The sequence below is a fragment of the Methylacidimicrobium sp. B4 genome (assembly GCF_017310545.1).
Classification (GTDB): Bacteria; Verrucomicrobiota; Verrucomicrobiia; order Methylacidiphilales; family Methylacidiphilaceae; genus Methylacidimicrobium.
The window spans coordinates 107,873-124,816 of the sequence record NZ_CP066203.1 but is presented as its reverse complement, the minus strand read 5'-3'; the positions used below and the strand labels follow the sequence as shown (position 1 = coordinate 124,816).

Here is a 16,944-nt window from a genome sequence, read left to right as displayed (position 1 = left end):
TTAGTCACCCCTGAAGCTACCGCGGCACGGATGCGGACAACCCCGATGTGTGCATCGCGCACCGGGGCAAGGCCAAGCGGATCACACAGCAGGAGAGAAAGCTGCTCAAACGGCGCCAGGCGACCCACCCCATCATCGACCACCCGGCGCCGTGCGCAGCCGGCAACAACATCATGTGGCTGCTGCACATGATCGCCAAGAAGGGTGTGCTCTTCTTGGGGCGTTTTTTGCGCCTTTGGACGGCACTCTCCAAGTGGTACGGCACCCAGCTGAACACCAGCGGGGCACTGCAGAGCCGCTCAAAAACCTCAGCGTCTGCAAGTTGGGCTGCTCTTGGGAGATTGTGAATTTTTCAGGGAGGACTAGGTATACTGTTCACGGAATTCTAAGCGCAGCGGTAGTCCGGCCAAGGCGCTGCCCGCCTCGCCGAAAGTGTTTGCGGTGACGTCATGAACGTCGAAACGGTCGGCGAGTGTCCGCAGCCGCTCTTCCACGCCGGGCAAGAGATGGCCGCCTGCGGCCACGGTTCCTTTGTAGTCGCACACCAGATGCGCGAGGTGCAGTTCGCCGTGGCCGGGAATGTCGATGTCGATCATGTGGCAAGCTCCTTCGCCGGTTGCGCGCGGCCTCAATCCGGCGGTCCGCCGTCGAGCAGGCACGCGGCCTTTATGCCGTACCAGGTATCCCAGAGAGTCGGCAGCGCCTTGTGTCGGTAGCTGAATCCGCCGGAGGGATGCTGCAACAGCCTGAGCTGAGTGGCGATGGCCGCCGGGTATCGCGCGGCGATACCCAACCGGGCACCGAGTTCCAGTCCGGCCCAAAGCGCGACCGTGGACGTTATTCCGGCCGACGGCGTAAGCCGCAGCCCAAGTATCGGGTCCTCGCACCGGCGCCACCAGGCGGCGACGGAGGCATCCGCGAGTTCGAGTCCTCCGAGTCTTGCCGTCTCGATGGCGAAACCGGTGGTTTCCAGGTCGGCTCCGGGCTTTGCCCATACGCCATCCCGCGTTCGGGAGGCATTGAGGAACCGTGCAAGATCGCGATGAAGTTTGCTTGAAATATCGGACGCGTGAAGCCGGGTCAGCTGCATCAACTGATAGAGTTCGATGATCGTCCCGCGCCAGTCCCGATCGGCGCCGTTCTCCACGGTCGCGACGCGGGATTCCCAGATCTCCTGGATCCATGCGGACGGATCGTGTTTCGGCTGCATGCCGAACAAAGCCAATGCCCTGCAGGCCGCCCACGCTATCGTAATCGTCGCCCATCCGCCGTTTTCGTATTGCAGGGTCTGCAACCAGGAGAGAGTGCGCTCTGGCTGCGGAGGAGTGACGCCGAGACGGAGCAGGGAATCGAGCGCTGCCAAGGTGTCGCGTGCATTGGGCTCTTCCACCCCCCATTCCGGAGTGCGATAAAAGGAATATCCGCCTTGTTTGCACTCCCGACTGAGAATGTAGCGGATTGCCGTATCAACGTCGAGCATCGCGTGCGCTGGAATTCGTGGAGTCGTTTTCATCGGCAACTAGTTGCGTATCGTTCTTTCTGTAAATTCCTTTTCAGCAGTAGGCTGAAAGCTCGCCGGGCAGCGGTCATGGTGCCAAGGCTTTGAGAAAGGAGTATGCCCTCATGGCAATGCGAATCGAACCCAATCCACTGGAGGCAGCCTATGCGGTACTGCTGGAGCACGGCCTGGAGGGCGCTGGCGAGGCCTTGCGCATCCTCGTCAACGAGGCCGCCAGGATGGAGCGTTCGCACTTTCTGGGGCCCTGCCCTACGAGCGCAGCGCAAACCGGCGCGATGATGCCAACGGCTTCAAACCCAAGACGGTTCTGACCAAGCTGGGCGAGATTACCTTCGAGGTACCGCAAGTGCGCTCGGGTGACTTTTATCCCTCCGCTCTGGAAAAGGGCACGCGCACCGATCAAGCCGCCCATCTCGCTCTGGCCGAGATGTATGTCCAGGGTGTATCGACCCGGCGCGTGATCGATGTGTTGCAGCGGCTCTTGGGGCCAGAAATCAAGCTTTCTTCGGCCCAGGTCAGTCGCGCCGCCGCCAAGCTCGATGAGGGGCTTTCCGCCTGGCGTGAGCGTCCCTTGGGCGAAGTGCCCTACCTCTTTCTCGATGCCCGCTACGAGAAAGTCCGCCTGGAGGGAAGAATCGTCGATTGCGCCGTCTTGGTCGCGGTCGGCGTCGAGGCTTTGGGCAAGCGCCGGGTGCTGGGCTGTGAGGTGGCCACTTCGGAAGCCGAGATCAATTGGCGGCACTGTCTGGAGGGCCTCATGCGTCGAGGGCTCAAGGGGGTGAGGCTCATCGTTGCCGACGACCACGCGGGGCTCAAGGCCGCCCGCCGAGCGGTGTTGCCTGCGGTTCCCTGGCAACGCTGCCAGTTCCACCTGCAACAAAACGCTCGTCAGTTCGTCACCCGCGTCGAGGCGAGAAAGACGGTTGCCGCTCAGTTGCGCGCCATCTTCAATGCCCCCGACCGGGCCCAAGCCGAGCGGCTGTTGAAGATCACCCTTGCGCTTTGGCACAAGGAACACCCCAAGCTCGCACGCTGGGCCGAGGGGGCCATTGCTGAGGGTCTGACGGTCTTCGACTTCCCGCCCGAGCACCACCTGCGGCTGCGCACCACCAACGGCTTGGAGCGTATCAACCGGGAACTGAGACGCCGCACCCGTGTGGCCAGCATCTTCCCCAATCCCGAATCCTGCCTACGGCTCGTCTCGGCTCTCCTTGCCGAACTCGACGACGACTGGATGACCAGCAAGGTTTACCTCACCCTCAACCCGTAGCCCTACGCGGATGAGCGCCGACACCGAAATTTACAGAAAAGGGGTTGCACAATCTCCGCGCCCGGATCGACACCGCCACCAAGGAGCACGCGGCCAGTGCGCTTAAGGCGATGCGATTATCGATCTCGGACGCCATGCGTGTCCTTCTTCTGCGCGTTGCCAAGGAACGCCGCTTGCCCTTTGAGGTAAAGGTGCCGAACGCGACAACAAGGGAGGCTATCGCCGAGCCGGAGGTCGGCAAAGGCAAGAAGTTCATCGCTGTTGACGAATTAATGGCTGACCTGCATGCGGACGATTGAACGTCCGGCCGCCTTCAAGCGGGATTACAAGGGGGAGGCCAAGGGGCGAGACCGCAGAACGCTTGACGACGTGCTCAAGCTAATACTGGCCGCGCTAGCGAGTGACAAGCCATTGGATCCACGCCATCGGGACCATGACCTTTCCGGGCTCCTCGCTGAATTGAGTGGGTAACGGGGGGGAGCGGATTTTCCGTTACGGGATGGCAAGAAGCGGGGTTCTTGCCATCGGTCTTCGACAGATTTTTGGGGAGAGAGGAAGCCGTCAAGGACACTTCGACTTCGTCGATCCTCCTTGACGGCGGATTGCCAGACCGGGCTGCCTGGTTGATGCTTGCGGGATGGACGCGAACAAGCTTTTTGCTGCGGCGCTGCCACTGGGTTCGGAAGGGAAGGTGAGCCGGAGTGAGCTTTCCGCGAAGGAGCATGCTCTGAAGATCTGGCTCGGGTTTTGAGCAAGGTCATCGGTTCGCCTCTCCGGAATGTCGAAGAGCTTCCCCCGTACACGACACGGGGGAGAAGCGGTGGAGGCACAGGAACTTCTGGGCGTACCGGACCGAGTGGCTCGCTCGGGTTCCTCGGATCGACTGTCCGGAGCAGGGAGTTCGGCTGGTGGAGGTTCCTTGGGCCAGGGCGGGGAGCGGGTTTACTCTCATGAGGGAGGCGGTCATTTGGATGCTTTCCCGGGAGATGTCGGTTTCCGCGATGGCGGAGATGCTCAAGGAGCAAGATACCCGGCTCTGGCGGGTCTTGGGGCACTACGTGGAAAAGGCCTACCGACGCGAGGATTGGAGCGAGGTCAAGAAGATCCTGGTGGATGAGACCAGTAGCAAGCGGGGCCACCGTTACGTGACGGTCGTTACCGATGCGGAGAGCCGGAAGCTGCTCTTCCTTGCCGAGGGGAGAGGAAAGGAGGCTCTGGAGGCCTTCGCCAGGGAGATGAAGGAACATAATGCCGATCCGGGGCAGATCGAAGCGATCTGCATGGATATGAGCCCCTCCTACATCTCTGGAGCCCGGGAGTTTTTTCCGAAGGCGGAGAGGATTTTCGATCATTTTCATGTCATGCAGATGGCGGGAGAGGCGGTCGACCAGGTGCGCAAGGAGTTCGGGCGTCAAGGGTTGCTGCCAAAAGGAAGCCTCTGGGCGCTCCGAGGCAACGAATGGACGCGAAGCGAGGAGCAGAATGGTCTGCGGAGTTTCCTTTGCGCCGCCTATCCTCGATTGGGAAGAGCCATTGGGTTGCGGGAAGCTCTCCAAGAGATCCTCTCCCAGGAGGATCCCCAAGAGCTCCGCTGGTGGTTCCGGTGGGCGGATCGCAGTCGGCTTGCCCCCTTCCGAAGACTCTCCAAAACCATCAAAGAGCATCTGGGGGGAATCATCGCCTTTCTCCAGAGCCGGATCACCAACGGAACCATCGAAGCGATCAACGGGCTGATCCAGTTGGCCAAAAGGATGGCCAGAGGCTTTCGGAGCTTCCGCTACCTGAGAATTGCCGCGTTCCTCAAAGCCGGAAAGTTGCGGCTCGATCTTCCCGCCCTACCCACTTGAAACAGCGAAGAGGCGAAAGGTTTCTTGCATGGGAGCACCCCGACAATAATGCGATTCCCGACGCGGCCAAAGAAGATTATCTTTATGCGGGAGAGGCCGGGCGGCGTCGAAACTATGCGCAGGACCTCTGCCAGCCGAACGGCTGGTACCGCCAACAAATCGTAGATGCGGTCCGAGACGTGCGCATAGAGCTTCCCTTCATTCACTTTCGTTGGCAGGCTGAAGGTTCCGCGCTCAATGAGTTCTCAGAATTCACTCTTCCATCTCCCAGCTTGATTCAGCGCCTTGGGCTGGCGAGCAAAAACCGCGAAATCGATTTTTATGAAACTATGGATGAAAGACGACCCGGCACTCTCTATCGTGAGTCAGGGAATGGTTGCCCAGGGAATCGATATAGACTTTTATATGTCCGTGCAGATCTTCTTCGGCGCTACTTGACGGCTACCCACCAAGTTCTAGCCTGGTGCAACTGGGGCAAACGGGACTGGTTGAAGAAAAGGGACGATGTCAGCTTCATGGATAATCCTTCCAGGCAACGCATCTGCCAGGATAATAGGTACATTCACCGCTCGTTTTCTCTATGGTCTGCCAAGGACTTCAATATCATCTAGGACAACTGTGCGGCCTCTATTTTGGGTCGAGGTACTCTCATGGGATCATCGACACGGAATGTTCGCTTCGGCCTCTTCGCTGTTTCAAGTGGGTAGAGCGGGAAGATCGAGCCGCAACTTTCCGGCTTTGAGGAACGCGCCAATGCTCCGGTAGCGGAAGCACCGAAAGCCTCTGGCCATCCTTTCGGCAAGCTGGATCAGGCCGCTAATCGCTTCGATGGTTCCGTTGTGAATCCAGCTCTGGAGGAAGACGATGATTCCCCCCCAAGTGCTCTTGGATGGTTTTGGAGAGTCTCCGGAAGGGGGCAAACATGCCTCCCGCCCTGGCCCAAGGAAGCTCCACCAGCCGAGCTCCCTGCTCCGGAGAGTCGATCGCAGGAACCCGAGCGATCCACTCGGTCCGGTACTGCCCGAAGTTCATCTGCCTCCGCAGCTTCTCCACCGTGTCGTGTACGGGGGAAGCTCTTCGACATTCCGGACAGGGGAACCGATGACCTTGCTCCAAACCCAAGCCAGTTCTCCTGAGCATGCTCCTTCGCAAAGAGCTCACTCCGGCTCGCCTTCCCTTCCGGACCCAGTGGCAGCGCCCTAGCGAAAAGCTTGTTTGCGTCCATCCCGCAAGCATCCACCAAGCGGCCCGGGCAATCCGTGCTCAAGGAGCATCGGCGAGGTCGAAGTGTCCTTGACGGCTTCCGCTCTCCCCAAAAATCCATCGAAGACGGAGGGCAAGAATCTCGCTTCTTGCCATCGCTTAACCGAAATCCGCTCCCCTCTTACCCACTCCATTCAGCGAGCAGCCGGCATTGATGATGTTGCTTGCGCAGAACAACCCGGCCTGCAAAGTCGTTGCCAAGCAATTTCTGTCCAGGCCATCGTCTTTCCGTTTGTCCTTCCAAACGAACTGAATCAGAAGCCGCTGAAATCGTTCAACTATCTTTTTTGGTCAGGTTCTGAGAGCGGAAAATTGGGTTAAGCCACGATTTGTGCTCTCGTTCAGGTGGTTCGGGATGCGCCCCGCCACCCAACGCTGGGCTAGCCGCCATTTCTCACGAAGGTTGACTGCGGCGGCTAACGGCCCTGCCGGCGAGCGACTTGGCTATCCGCTGAAACCTCCCTGCCGGAGGGCGCGCCGGACCTCGCGGTAGACCGCGCCGAACTCCGGGAGGTCGGCCATCTGAGCCGCGAGGCGGACCTGCCAGAGTTTCTTGTAGCGCGCCTCCTTGGCGGTGAACTCCTTGCACACCTGCGCCAGCGTCAGCCCTCGGAACTCCAGTTTACGAGCCACGGGATCGGTGAGGTCGGAGAGGTGCACGTGGCCGCCCGCCGTGAGGAACCAGAGGTCGTACAGGTCACGCGGCTCGTTTCGGGCCCGGTCCAAGAGTGCGACCGTCTTCTCGACCGCCACCTCGTCGAGGGAGTAGACGCGGATCCGGGCATCCTCGGGAAAGTCGCGGTATTCCTCGTAGCCGCGCAGCACCGGGCGGTCCTCAAGGGGCAGGACTAAACGCTCGCGGATCGTAATGTCCGTCTTGACGGTCTTCCCGCGCGCCGACGGGAGAGGGCCCTCATAGGCCAGGTAGAACGTGTGGCTGTTCTCGTGGGAATGATGGTCCAGACGGTCGAGACGGATCTCCACGCCGGAAGCCCTCCGCGTCTCCTCGAAGGCTGCGTCGAGACACCGTTCGATCTCATCCCACGGCGTCTCTTCCACCAACGTGAAGTCCAGGTCCTCGGAGAACCGGTAGTCCGCAAAGTAGCACTTCTTGAGCGCGGTCCCTCCCTTGAACGCGAGGCGGTCCCGGAGCGGGCTGCGGGACAATCCCACCAGGAGCCACGAGAGGCAGTAGTCGCGCTCCAGAACGGTCTCCGGGATGCGCCGGCCTCCCCGCTCGACGAGGCGGTTGGAAAGAAGCGAGAGGTCCCGCTGGGGAATCATGGGTCAAGTCCTCGCGACGGCCCGGAGTTCTTCGGGTTCGACGTTGAGCTGAAGCCGCCAGCGGCGCAGGCGCTTTCCCTCAGCCGGCAACACCGGGTCCAGGCGGACGTAGGTCGCCGTGAGACCCTCGCGAAGGCGGTCGAGGTCCGGCGGCGCCGCCAGCTCGTAGGTCTCCAACAGGAACCCCAGCCGGCGCACGACCGCTCCGACCCCGATCCGCTTGGCGTACTCGACGAGCCGGTCGGCGTTCACGTCCTGGCGCCGCATCCAGAGGCCCTTGGCGACCTCGGTCAGACCGCCGCAGTGCTGGGGCTGTTTGAGCCCGTCGATGATTGTCCGTTCCAGGTCGCTCACGCACACCTTCTCCTGCTTGGTCACCCAGTGTTCGGTGAGTCCGAAAAGGTGCTTGCGCCGGCAGCGGACGAACCGGAACTCCACGCCCAGCGTCGTCACGGGCCGCCGAGGCTCGGGCGTGCTGACGATGACGACCAGCTGGGGTTGGGTCGTCATGCCGTGGATCTCCATGGCGGTGGAGTGGGAGAGGTAGTACTCCTCGCCATGCATGATCTCGCGGGCGACGACGAGCGGGTTGCCCGCGTACTGGCACTCCCTGCCCAACTCGAAGGGGACCAGGACGTAGAGACCGGGCTTCAGGCGGGCCGCCACGCCCCGGTCCACGAGCTTGCGGACGAAGCTCCTCGCGGAGGTCTCCGAGAGGCCCGTGATGTCGCGGACGTCCTCGAGGCGGAAGACGGAACGGCTCTGCTCGTGGAGCGTCGTCACCAGCTTGGCCGCCTGGGGGCCCAGGGTCTTGAGGGATGTACTGTTCGTCAGCATTTCGTGCCTTACCAAGGCACGTTCTGCTCATACAATAGAACATATCAAGCCAAAAGTTGCTTTTTGATGCCTATCCGTGCCCGCAGAAGGCACGTTTTGCATCACCAGTATCATCGTCGAACCAGGATTGACCGGGTGCGCGACAAGCCTCGCCGTTCAGGGCGGGGAAGGATAGCGCGGACGGTGTAGCCGTCCTTGGGTTTGGCTTCGCCGAAACTCGCCCGGCTCGTTTTCAGTGAGGCGTCTGTTGCTGTTCGATGTACTGGCGGATAATGGAAATCGGCGCACCGCCGCAACTAGAGGCAAAGTAGGACGGCGACCACAGCACGCCCCTCCAGTAGCATTTCTGGATGTCTGGCCGTTCCTTGCGCAACAGGCGGCTGGAAACGCCCTTAAGGCTGTTCACGAGATTGGAGACAGCCACCTTTGGCGGATACTCCACAAGCAGGTGAACATGATCGTCCTCGCCGTCCATCTCAATCAGTTGTGCCTCGAAATCGGCGCAGGTCTTGGCGAAGATGGGGCGAAGCCGCTCGATGGCATCGCCATCGAACACTCTGCGGCGGTATTTCGCCACGAAGACCAAATGAACGTGCATCTTGAAAACGCAATGCCGCCCGTGTCGAATATCATTGTCATTGCTAATAGACCAAGAGTGTGATTGAGGCATGCAACGACTTCAAGCCTTCAAGTACCAACTGCGGCCAGACGGCCAGCAAGAGAGGCAAATGCGCCGCTTCGCTGGCTCGTGCCGGGTTGTGTTCAACGAGGCGTTGAGCTTGCAGATGGCGCGTTACGATGCCGGAGAGAAAAAGCTCAGTTACGCCGGGCTGTGCAAGGAACTTACGAAATGGCGTAACGGCGATCCCATGCCTTCCGGGCGTGTCGCGCCTTGGCTGGCCGATGCGCCCGTTCATCCCTTGCAACAGGCGCTCAAGGACTTGGAGCGGGCCTACAGTAACTTTTTTGCCAAGCGGGCCGACTTCCCGCGCTTCAAGAGGAAGGGCCAGTCGGATGGCTTCCGTTACCCCGACCCGAAGCAGATCAAGCTCGACCAGGCGAATGGCCGCCTCTTCCTGCCCAAGCTCGGCTGGCTGCGCTATCGCCTCAGCCGGGACGTGTTGGGAGAAGTGAGGAGCGTCACCGTCAGCCAGTCCTGCGGCAAGTGGTACGTGAGCATCCAGACCGAGCGCGAAGTCGGGCAACCCATCCCGAAGGGCGGCGCGGTCGGCATCGACATGGGTGTGGCACGGTTTGCCACGCTTTCGGATGGCACGTTCTATGCGCCGCTCAACAGCTTCAAGCGGCATGAAACCGCCCTGTGCAAGGCGCAGCAGGCCATGAGCCGCAAGGTCAAGTTCAGCAACAACTGGAAGAAGGCCAAGGCCCGAATCCAGAAGATTCATTCCCGCATCGGCAATGCCCGCCGCGACTACCTGCACAAAGTCACGACCACGATCAGCAAAAACCACGCGATGGCGTGCATTGAGGACTTGCAGGTGCGGAACATGTCCAAGTCGGCTTCGGGCACGGCGGATGCACCGGGAAGAAACGTTCGGGCCAAGCCTGGACTGAACAAGTCCATCCTCGACCAAGGCTGGTTCGAGTTCCGGCGGCAGCTGGAGCACAAGATGGAGTGGAGAGGCGGCTGGCTCCTTGTCGTGCCGCCGCAGAACACGAGCCGGACCTGTCCGTGTTGCGGCCATGTGTCGGCGGACAACCGTCGGACGCAAGCCCGGTTCGAGTGCGTGGAGTGCGGTTTTGAGGAAAACGCCGATTTGGTCGGCGCGATCCATGTTCTAAGGGCGGGACACGCCCGGATCGCCTGTGAAGTGAGCGGCATCGAGTCGCCAGCAGCAGGAACCCGCCGAAGCGGCTCATTCCGGTTCAAGCCCGGATTGAGCGCCGTAGGAATCTCCGGGCTTTGGGCCGGGGAGGATGTCAAACATCCGCCGAACAGTGCTGCCGACGGTTCGCGTGCCGAAATTGCGCCAGCAATGCCCAGGTTGCGCCCCATGGCCGCGTTTCCGGGAGCAAAGGCGCGGGCGGCTCTCGCAAGTTTCCCGCACGGGCATGCGCTGCCTGCGCCGCTTTAACCGCCATTTCTCACGAAGGACAACCGTAGGCGGAAGCAAGAAAGCCGGCAAAAGAGCATAGGAAAGGCCGCCTTTGCCGGGTTTAAGGTGCGTTAAGAAGAAGTGCTTACAACCAGGAGTAAAAACGGCCTTTCCTGACAGAGTGGATCCAAGGGACTTTTGGGTTGAGAGGCTATTTTTCGCGTCGGGGGAAAAGCGGGATTTCCCTCGCTCGGGTTTCATGCGATGGGGGGCGCGATCCTCTGACGAGAAGCGGATCGGAAGATCGGTTGGTGAAGACGGCTGGAGCGTTGCTTCCGGGATCGACGCCATCCGGGGCGCATTGTGCATCAGCTGCGGGAGATGCGGGTGCCGCGCATCTTCGGGATGGCGCTGGGCTACCGTGGATCTCAATGACCCCGAGCGGCTGCGTACCGATCCGTTGGCGGCTCTCCTAAAGCGGCAAACGGGATCGGGAAGAGGATCTGGCGGGCAAGAGCACGCCTGAGCCGCCTGGAACGGGTCGGTCGAAGCGAAGGCTACCACAAGATCGATTCCTCGGCCGAAGCGATCGACCGGCTGCTGCTCGATCTCTCCCTTGAATCGCATCCCCAGCCGCTCAAGGAGGTGGTGCTCGGATTTGATACCAGAGCGCTTCCCCCTGCAGCAGAGCCTCCCATCGGGCGGAGCCTTGTTCCCAAAGCGGATTTTTGCCCTTTGCAGAGCTCGCATTCAGCCAAATCGACCAAAACTCTTGCTCCATCCCCACTCACGAAGATCCTTTCCCGGCCGAAGATCCTCGCCATCGACTCGGGCCTTCCTCTCTTGCGCGAAACCTCGCGTTGGTGAGAAATGGCGGCTAGCTCTCCTCGGCGGGCTCCTCGCCCTTGGCTTCGGAGGGATTCCAGCCGTACCTCCGCATCTTGGCATAGAGAAGCTGGCGGTGGATGCCCAGGGTCCGGGCCGCCTCGGCCCGGTTGCCATGGCTTCTGGCGAGCGCCCGACGGATCAGCAGCTCCTCAAGCCGGGAGAGCGCCGAAGGGAGATCCTCCTCGGGCCAATCGAAAGGGGATGGGTTCTCCGCGCTGGGGGCGAGCGCCAGATCGGAGGCGGTGATCCGTTCCCCTCGGACGAGCACCGCCGCCCGCTCGAGGACATTCCGCAGCTCCCGGACATTGCCGGGCCACGGGTGCTGGATCAGGCGGGCGGCGGCGTCGGCCGCGAGCGCCTTGCCAGAGGAGGCCAGGAAATGCTCGGCCAGCGGAAGAATGTCGGCGATCCGCGCCCGAAGGGGCGGTAGATCGATCGGCACGACATGGAGCCGGTAGAAGAGATCTTGCCGGAAGGCGCCCGCGCGGACCCGCTCGGAAAGATCGCGATTGGTGGCGGAGATGATGCGGACGTCGACCGGAATCGGCTTGCCGCCAATGGGCGTAATCACCCGCTCCTGGAGGGCGCGGAGGAGCTTTGGCTGCATCGAGATCGGCATCTCGCCGATTTCATCGAGGAAGAGCGTCCCTCCATCGGCCTCGAGAAATGCGCCCTTCCGGTCCGCATGAGCCCCCGTAAAGGCGCCCCGGAGGTAGCCGAAGAGCTCGCTCTCCCAGAGCTCGGCGGGAACCGCCGCGCAGTTGACGGCGACGAAGGGCTTGTCGCGACGCCTGCCGTGGTCGTGGATCGCGCGGGCGACCAGCTCCTTGCCCGTTCCCGTCTCCCCGAGGATCAGGACGGTGGCATCGCTGTCCGCCACCCTGCCGATCGTCTTTTGGATCTTGCGCATCGCTTCGCTCGAGCCAATGAACTCGGCAGGCCGAGCTTCCGATCGGAGGCCGAGCCGCGGCCTCGCCCCCTCCATCTCCCCGAGGAGGCGGGCCAAGTCGGCCCGGCCGATCGGCTTGGTCAAATGGTCGAAGGCGCCCAGCCGCATGGCTTCGATCGTGTTGGCCGCCGTGGCGTGGGCGGTCAGCACCGCGACGGGGGGAGCGTCGGGCTCTTCCCGAATGCGCGCCAGCAGCTCGAGGCCATCCATCCCCGGCATCCGAAGGTCGAGCAAGATTCCATCGATCGATCCGAGGGCCAGGATGGAGAGCGCATCGGCGCCCGACAGGGCGATCCGGGCTTGGCGGCCGAGGTCGCGGACGGTCTCGGCCAGCGCTTCGGAGAGCGCGGCATCATCGTCGACGATCAGGATCGTGGCCATGGAAGAACCAGCTCAAAGGTCGTGCCCGCTCCCTCTTCGACGAGTCGCGCCGTCCCCCCGTGCGCGGATGCGACCTCCCGGACGATCGAGAGCCCAAGCCCCGTTCCGCCCGCTCGGCCAGTGACGAACGGTTCGAAGAGCTGCTCGCGAAGGGAAGGCGGCGGGCCTTCGCCCTCGTCGTGAACCGAAAAGACCAGGCCGTCCGGGCGCTTCCGGGCGCATAACTGGACCTCGCTCCCCTCCGGGGCGGCTTCGATCGCGTTGCGCAGGAGGTTGTCGAGCGCGCGATGCAGCTGTGCCGGATCGAACGAGCCTTCCTTTACATCGGCGGAGGAAACGAGGGCCACGCGCTTGGCCTTCGCAAGTTCCGCAAGCGTCGAGGCGCAGGAAGCGAGGAAGGGCTCGAGCTCGACCGGTTCCCGCCGGAGCCCTTCTCTCTCGGTGACCGCAAGGAGACGGCGGAGGAGCGCATCGAGCCGATCGATCTGGCCCAGGATCATGTGGAGGGCTCCATCCTTGGCCGAAGCGTCGCCGCTCAAGGCGTTTTCGGCCTTGAGCCGCATCGCAGCGATCGGGTTGCGGATTTCGTGCGCAATGCCCGCCGAGACGCGCCCGATGGCCGCCAGCCGCTCGCCGGCCGCCATCTGTCGGGCGAGGCGATCCGCCTTCCTTCGAGCCTCGGAGAGGCGGGCGCCCGCATCGTTGAGAGCCGAGACGATCCGGTCGAGCTCCCGCTCCCCCGTTGGAGGCAAGATTGGCAGATCGGTGACCTCGTGGGCCTGGAGGGCGCTTTCGATCCGGCGGACATGGTGCGACCAGCTCACGGTGAAGCGAGAGAGGAGGAGCGCCGCGATGAAGACGTTCGCGAAGAGGATCGCCAGGCCGGCCATCAGGAGCCGGTAGCTTCGACCGGCAAAGGGAAAGACCCGCGTCATCGTCCAGGCGGTCAAGCCCGCCACGGGGCCGTGGAGCGGGGTAGCCGTAACCAGCAGGATTTGCGAAGGGGTCGCATAGCGCACGACGACCAAATGATGGCTACTGAGAGAGGATCGATTGACCGTCTCGATCCGGGGCAGCTCGGCCTGCGGAACGTCGGTCTTCGGCCGCTCGCCCGGATAGGTCGGGTAGGCATAGGCCAAGGAGCCCCTTCCCTCCTGCCAGATGCCCCCTTCGATCCCCGGTCGGTCGGACAGGGCGCGCCGGAGGAGCTCGCCCAGGTGCGCACGGAAGGGCGGTTCCGCCCCTTGAGGCGAGGGCTTTGGGAGCTGCGCGACCAAGCCCGCAAAGCCCTCGGCGATCGCGTCACAGGCCCGGCCGCTTTCGGCCTGCGCTTGGGCGGTCCGTGCGGAAGCCGATTGGCTGAAGAGGCCGATCATCAGGATGGCCGCCGACGCCGTCGCCGCGACGAGCAAGAGCAAAAGAAGAATCAGCCGTCCCCGCATGGAGCAGAACATAGGCCCGCCAAAGGATGGAGCGAATTGCGCTCACTCTACCCATTTTCGCTCAAGGGAGGCGAGCCCGGATGCTCCCCCACGATCTCGCCTGCTGAAGCAGCGCTTCGGCTCTCGCTGCACAGGATGACCCTCCCGGCGGAGTAAGCCGACATCGCAAGGAAGACCCGATCCGCGCCCGCGAACCGGCCGGAGACAAAGAGCTTTGCCAGGAAGGCGGGTAGGCCAACGCCGGCCCACCCGCCTTCGGGGTTTCGTTAGCTCTTGTGGTCGAGCGGCTGGTAGGTCGGAGCGGGCGTCTGCTGCGTCGGCTGCGGCTTGGGCTTTTCGGAGCAGGCGACAATGGCCAGAAGCGAAGCGGCGACCAGAACCTTACCCACGACAGAGAGGAGAGAGAACCGGGTCTTCATGGCCGTAGAGCATGCCCAATCGGGCCCAGTTGCGCCACAACATTCCGCGGGTTGCGACATTTTTATGTTTCTTGAGCAAAGGGCTTTATGAAAGCCTCTTCCTCTTCGGCCCGAGGTGAAAGGGCCCTTCCGGGGAGGATCAGTAAGAGAGGAGAGATCCAAGAGCCGCGGGCGGGAGACGTGAGGTCCCGCTCTTTCAAATCTCGACCCTCGAGCGGGAAAGATCATTCCCCCCTTTCGAGGCCGCGCGACATGAAGCAAGGTAGATCAAGATGGGAATCAGCACCATTCGGGAGTATTACGCCCACCCGGCGGTGCGCCGGCGCATCGCCGAGTATTGCGGGGGAATGCCCGAAGAGCCCGAAGCCTTTTCCTGCGTCTACTTGGTCGGGTATGGTGTCGCCATGGGGCAAGGCGTTTCGGCCGAGCCTCATGCTTCGGTGGAGAAAAAGCAGTTTGCCGATCTGCTCGAGGCCGGAGCGGATATTCTTCGCTCGATCTGGGATCGAAGCGCGCTCCTGGGAATCCTCGATATCGAATACGTCAACTGGGACTACCCGGCCGAAGTCTTCTTCCGGCCAGCGGAGATCTTCTCCAGGATCGAGCCGCTCTACCAGGCGATCCGCCGCTGCTTGGGAAATTACGGGATCGAGCCGCTGGCCATCCTGACCGGCCAGGGATACCATTTTGTCTTCCGGATTCCGAAGCATGCGGCGGTCTTCCCGCTGCTGGCCGCTCATGGCTCGGCTTCCCCGCACCTGATCGAATGGGGCGACCGCTTCGGAGCCCGCTTCGGTCGTGCATTTCCCCCACCGGAGGCGGCGGCCTACGAGACCTTGGGCCGCCTCTTGGAGCATCTGGTCCACCGGATCCTTCAGGAATCCGAGGCTTCCTCCCTCGACGGATTCGAGCGGATTCCGGCTATTCCGACCGACGTTGCCGTCGGACGGATCGGGCCGAGCGGTCGTCGCGAAGCGGTCTCGCTCGATCTCTCGCTCTTCGGCGATCCTCTCCCCCGTCGAGCGACCCGCTGTCCCTTTTCTGCCTACCAGAAGCACCGCGTCCTCTGGGAAAAATATGGCGAACGGGTCGGCAGGGAGCTCCCCATTCCGCTCCTTCTCCCCCGATTCCCGGACTCCCGGCTCGAAGAGCTGTTGGAGATCCGGGTCGATTGGGAGCGGGCCGCCCGGCTGGCCAAGACGATCTCGGTCGAAATCCCCGATGCCGCTCCATCAATCCCCGGATGGCTTGCGGACTATGAAAAATCCGCCTTGGCCCGGGCGCACCGCGAGATGCAGGAGATCCGCCGCGACCGGACCGACAGCCCGAGCGGGCTTCCCCCCTGCATCGCTCACTGCCTCCGCGACCCCAACCCCCACCTCTTGAAGCCGACCAACCTGCAAGCGCTCACCCGCATCCTGCTCGCCTCCGGTTGGGGGCCCTCCCAAATCGCCGGCCTGGTCTGCGCACGGTACGAAGAGGACCATGGGTGGGGAGACCTTTGGGAGAAGTACGAAGCGGCGACCCGCGCCCGTTTTTACGTCCGGCTCTTTTCGGGGCTAGTCAGAACGGGGATCGATCGGGAGATCGATCTCAATTGCATCAGCCACCAGGAAAAAGGATACTGCTGGCGGCCCTTCTGTGGCTTCAACCTGGCGGATTATCGAGGGAAAGGAAGGGATGGAGATCGGGCTCTCGACCGGGGTCTTCTATCGCAAGCCGATCCGGGAAGTGCTTTCGCTGATCGCCCAGGCGGGCTTTGAGGCGGTCGAGCTCTGGACGGGAGATCCCCTCCGCCGCACCCCCTTCGACTGGCGCGATCCCGAAGAGGTCGCGGCCGTCCGGCAGCAGCTGGGGGATCTCGGCCTGCGGACGGAGAGCTTCCACGCTCCCTACTCGGCCGAGGCCGATCCCAGCGAGCCCGACCCGATTCGCCGGCAGAACACCGTCGCCCTGCTGACCGAAGCGGTGCGCACCGCGGCGGCCGTGGGGGCGCGAACCCTGGTGCTCCATGGCTCCGCCGCCGAGCTTTCCCGGATGCCGGAAGCGGAGCGCCCGGCGCGAATCGCCTCGTTACGGCAGGCTCTCTCCCTTCTCCACCGGGAAGCGCGCTTCCATGGTGTTGCCCTCGCCATCGAGACCCTCCTGCCCCATCTCCTGACCGCCGATCCCCATCTCCTGCTCGAGCTCGTCGAGCCCTATCCCAAGGAGGAGGTGGGAATCTGCTTCGACACGGGCCACTGCTTCTTGTGGCGGTCCTGGCCCTTGGAACGACTTTACGAGCTCCTCGCGGACCGAGTGATCGCTCTCCATGTCAACGACAATCGGGGGACCTCCGACGACCACCTTCCTCCCGGACAGGGGGCGATCGACTGGCTGCCCTGGCTCGCCGCATTGCGCCGGAGCGCCTTTTCCGGGGTCTTCCTGCTCGAGGCGGTTCTTCCGCCGGAGATGCCCGATCCGCTCTCCGGGCTGGCGGCGCTGCGACGGCTCGCCCTGGCTCTCCTCGGTCGGGAGCCGGCCTTGGCCGGGAGCCGAGGCTAGCGACCAGGGCGGTCGTCCAACCAGGGCGAAGCCGGACGAGGCAGCCACGGCGAATCTCCTCGTCCACGGAAGACTCCGCCGGTGATCGCCAGAGAGGGTCCGGCGGCGGTCAGCAGGGCTCCCCTTCGATGGCGAAGGGAAAAGGCAAAGATCTGTTCGGACACTCGGTCTCCCTGCATCCCCAGCGGGAGGTAGCGGCAACCTCCCACGCGGAGATGGACCGTTCCAGCCAATCCGGCAAAAG

At 62.8% G+C, this 16,944-nt stretch carries 18 protein-coding genes and 2 pseudogenes; 9 read left to right on the top strand and 11 right to left on the bottom strand.

Annotated elements, in window-relative coordinates; genetic code table 11:
• Positions 1 to 47 precede the first annotated feature (47 nt).
• The gene (locus MacB4_RS00535) at positions 48 to 347 is read left to right on the top strand and encodes a hypothetical protein (protein WP_206863960.1); all 300 of its coding nucleotides are present in this window, start codon (positions 48 to 50) and stop codon (positions 345 to 347) included.
• 15 nt (positions 348 to 362) lie between these two features.
• Here MacB4_RS00535 and MacB4_RS00530 read toward each other — a convergent pair whose 3' ends face one another.
• Together MacB4_RS00530 and MacB4_RS00525 are read right to left on the bottom strand one after the other, a co-directional pair.
• On the bottom strand, positions 363 to 596 hold the full coding sequence (locus MacB4_RS00530) for a hypothetical protein (protein WP_206863959.1): 234 nt from the start codon (positions 594 to 596) through the stop codon (positions 363 to 365).
• 32 nt (positions 597 to 628) lie between these two features.
• The gene (locus MacB4_RS00525; RefSeq protein ID WP_206863958.1) at positions 629 to 1,513 is read right to left on the bottom strand and encodes a prenyltransferase/squalene oxidase repeat-containing protein; all 885 of its coding nucleotides are present in this window, start codon (positions 1,511 to 1,513) and stop codon (positions 629 to 631) included.
• 110 nt (positions 1,514 to 1,623) lie between these two features.
• Here MacB4_RS00525 and MacB4_RS00520 point away from each other — a divergent pair.
• From MacB4_RS00520 to MacB4_RS00500, 5 genes and pseudogenes are all read left to right on the top strand, one after another.
• Positions 1,624 to 2,789: pseudogene (locus MacB4_RS00520) on the top strand (IS256 family transposase).
• 44 nt (positions 2,790 to 2,833) lie between these two features.
• Positions 2,834 to 3,088 (top strand): type II toxin-antitoxin system RelB/DinJ family antitoxin, encoded by a 255-nt coding sequence (locus tag MacB4_RS00515; protein ID WP_206863957.1) that lies wholly within the window; start codon positions 2,834 to 2,836, stop codon positions 3,086 to 3,088.
• Complete coding sequence (locus MacB4_RS00510) at positions 3,075 to 3,260, top strand: type II toxin-antitoxin system YafQ family toxin (RefSeq protein ID WP_156926801.1); 186 nt, start codon at positions 3,075 to 3,077, stop codon at positions 3,258 to 3,260. Before MacB4_RS00515 ends, MacB4_RS00510 begins: the two co-directional genes overlap by 14 nt.
• A 166-nt stretch (positions 3,261 to 3,426) precedes the next feature.
• Positions 3,427 to 4,636 (top strand): annotated as a pseudogene (locus tag MacB4_RS00505) (ISL3 family transposase).
• Complete coding sequence (locus MacB4_RS00500; RefSeq protein ID WP_206863956.1) at positions 4,633 to 5,247, top strand: hypothetical protein; 615 nt, start codon at positions 4,633 to 4,635, stop codon at positions 5,245 to 5,247. Before MacB4_RS00505 ends, MacB4_RS00500 begins: the two are co-directional and overlap by 4 nt.
• An 84-nt stretch (positions 5,248 to 5,331) precedes the next feature.
• On the opposite strand, the gene MacB4_RS11115 is transcribed toward MacB4_RS00500, so the two are convergent.
• From MacB4_RS11115 to tnpA, 5 genes are all read right to left on the bottom strand, one after another.
• Positions 5,332 to 5,556 (bottom strand): transposase, encoded by a 225-nt coding sequence (locus MacB4_RS11115; protein WP_242529259.1) that lies wholly within the window; start codon positions 5,554 to 5,556, stop codon positions 5,332 to 5,334.
• Positions 5,453 to 5,776 carry a hypothetical protein gene (locus MacB4_RS11110; protein ID WP_242529389.1) on the bottom strand — a complete coding sequence of 108 codons (324 nt, stop codon included), beginning with the start codon at positions 5,774 to 5,776 and terminating at the stop codon, positions 5,453 to 5,455. The genes MacB4_RS11115 and MacB4_RS11110 overlap by 104 nt, the downstream gene beginning before the upstream one ends.
• Positions 5,777 to 6,343: 567 nt before the next feature.
• Complete coding sequence (locus MacB4_RS00490; RefSeq protein ID WP_206863955.1) at positions 6,344 to 7,183, bottom strand: nucleotidyl transferase AbiEii/AbiGii toxin family protein; 840 nt, start codon at positions 7,181 to 7,183, stop codon at positions 6,344 to 6,346.
• A gap of 3 nt (positions 7,184 to 7,186) precedes the next feature.
• Positions 7,187 to 8,020, bottom strand: coding sequence for a type IV toxin-antitoxin system AbiEi family antitoxin (locus MacB4_RS00485; RefSeq protein ID WP_206863954.1), 834 nt, complete (start codon positions 8,018 to 8,020; stop codon positions 7,187 to 7,189).
• Between the two features lie 232 nt (positions 8,021 to 8,252).
• Positions 8,253 to 8,666 carry an IS200/IS605 family transposase gene (tnpA, locus tag MacB4_RS00480; protein WP_206864880.1) on the bottom strand — a complete coding sequence of 138 codons (414 nt, stop codon included), beginning with the start codon at positions 8,664 to 8,666 and terminating at the stop codon, positions 8,253 to 8,255.
• A 22-nt stretch (positions 8,667 to 8,688) separates the two neighbouring features.
• Here tnpA and MacB4_RS00475 point away from each other — a divergent pair, with 22 nt between their 5' ends.
• Positions 8,689 to 10,116, top strand: a complete 1,428-nt coding sequence (locus MacB4_RS00475; RefSeq protein WP_242529258.1) for a transposase — start codon at positions 8,689 to 8,691, stop codon at positions 10,114 to 10,116.
• Positions 10,117 to 10,954: 838 nt separating this feature from the next.
• Here MacB4_RS00475 and MacB4_RS00470 read toward each other — a convergent pair.
• The 3 genes from MacB4_RS00470 to MacB4_RS00460 form a co-directional block, all read right to left on the bottom strand.
• Entirely contained in the window at positions 10,955 to 12,295 is a 1,341-nt protein-coding gene (locus MacB4_RS00470) for a sigma-54 dependent transcriptional regulator (protein ID WP_206863953.1), read from the bottom strand.
• Positions 12,280 to 13,749, bottom strand: a complete 1,470-nt coding sequence (locus tag MacB4_RS00465) for a HAMP domain-containing sensor histidine kinase (protein ID WP_206863952.1) — start codon at positions 13,747 to 13,749, stop codon at positions 12,280 to 12,282. The genes MacB4_RS00470 and MacB4_RS00465 overlap by 16 nt, the downstream gene beginning before the upstream one ends.
• 254 nt (positions 13,750 to 14,003) lie before the next feature.
• The gene (locus MacB4_RS00460; protein WP_156926800.1) at positions 14,004 to 14,156 is read right to left on the bottom strand and encodes a hypothetical protein; all 153 of its coding nucleotides are present in this window, start codon (positions 14,154 to 14,156) and stop codon (positions 14,004 to 14,006) included.
• Between the two features lie 272 nt (positions 14,157 to 14,428).
• On the opposite strand from MacB4_RS00460, the gene MacB4_RS00455 reads away from it, so the two are divergent.
• Together MacB4_RS00455 and MacB4_RS00450 are read left to right on the top strand one after the other, a co-directional pair.
• A complete protein-coding gene (locus MacB4_RS00455) occupies positions 14,429 to 15,919 on the top strand; it encodes a hypothetical protein (protein WP_206863951.1) in 1,491 nt (496 codons plus the stop codon).
• Entirely contained in the window at positions 15,837 to 16,700 is an 864-nt protein-coding gene (locus MacB4_RS00450) for a sugar phosphate isomerase/epimerase (protein WP_206863950.1), read from the top strand. Before MacB4_RS00455 ends, MacB4_RS00450 begins: the two co-directional genes overlap by 83 nt.
• On the opposite strand, the gene MacB4_RS00445 is transcribed toward MacB4_RS00450, so the two are convergent.
• Positions 16,697 to 16,864 (bottom strand): hypothetical protein, encoded by a 168-nt coding sequence (locus tag MacB4_RS00445; RefSeq protein ID WP_206863949.1) that lies wholly within the window; start codon positions 16,862 to 16,864, stop codon positions 16,697 to 16,699. The two genes, MacB4_RS00450 and MacB4_RS00445, sit on opposite strands and share 4 nt — an antisense overlap.
• Between the last annotated feature and the right edge of the window lie 80 nt (positions 16,865 to 16,944).

Bases quoted from the DNA above. Each gene is read 5' to 3' on its own strand.
- MacB4_RS00510 (WP_156926801.1), top strand. From the start codon at position 3,075: ATGCGGACGATTGAACGTCCGGCCGCCTTCAAGCGGGATTACAAGGGG.
- MacB4_RS00465 (WP_206863952.1), bottom strand. From the start codon at position 13,749: ATGTTCTGCTCCATGCGGGGACGGCTGATTCTTCTTTTGCTCTTGCTC.
- MacB4_RS00460 (WP_156926800.1), bottom strand. From the start codon at position 14,156: ATGAAGACCCGGTTCTCTCTCCTCTCTGTCGTGGGTAAGGTTCTGGTC.
- MacB4_RS00530 (WP_206863959.1), bottom strand. From the start codon at position 596: ATGATCGACATCGACATTCCCGGCCACGGCGAACTGCACCTCGCGCAT.
- MacB4_RS00490 (WP_206863955.1), bottom strand. From the start codon at position 7,183: ATGATTCCCCAGCGGGACCTCTCGCTTCTTTCCAACCGCCTCGTCGAG.
- MacB4_RS00475 (WP_242529258.1), top strand. From the start codon at position 8,689: ATGCAACGACTTCAAGCCTTCAAGTACCAACTGCGGCCAGACGGCCAG.
- MacB4_RS11110 (WP_242529389.1), bottom strand. From the start codon at position 5,776: ATGCTCAGGAGAACTGGCTTGGGTTTGGAGCAAGGTCATCGGTTCCCC.
- MacB4_RS00485 (WP_206863954.1), bottom strand. From the start codon at position 8,020: ATGCTGACGAACAGTACATCCCTCAAGACCCTGGGCCCCCAGGCGGCC.
- MacB4_RS00455 (WP_206863951.1), top strand. From the start codon at position 14,429: ATGGGAATCAGCACCATTCGGGAGTATTACGCCCACCCGGCGGTGCGC.
- MacB4_RS00525 (WP_206863958.1), bottom strand. From the start codon at position 1,513: ATGAAAACGACTCCACGAATTCCAGCGCACGCGATGCTCGACGTTGAT.
- MacB4_RS00470 (WP_206863953.1), bottom strand. From the start codon at position 12,295: ATGGCCACGATCCTGATCGTCGACGATGATGCCGCGCTCTCCGAAGCG.
- MacB4_RS00450 (WP_206863950.1), top strand. From the start codon at position 15,837: ATGGAGATCGGGCTCTCGACCGGGGTCTTCTATCGCAAGCCGATCCGG.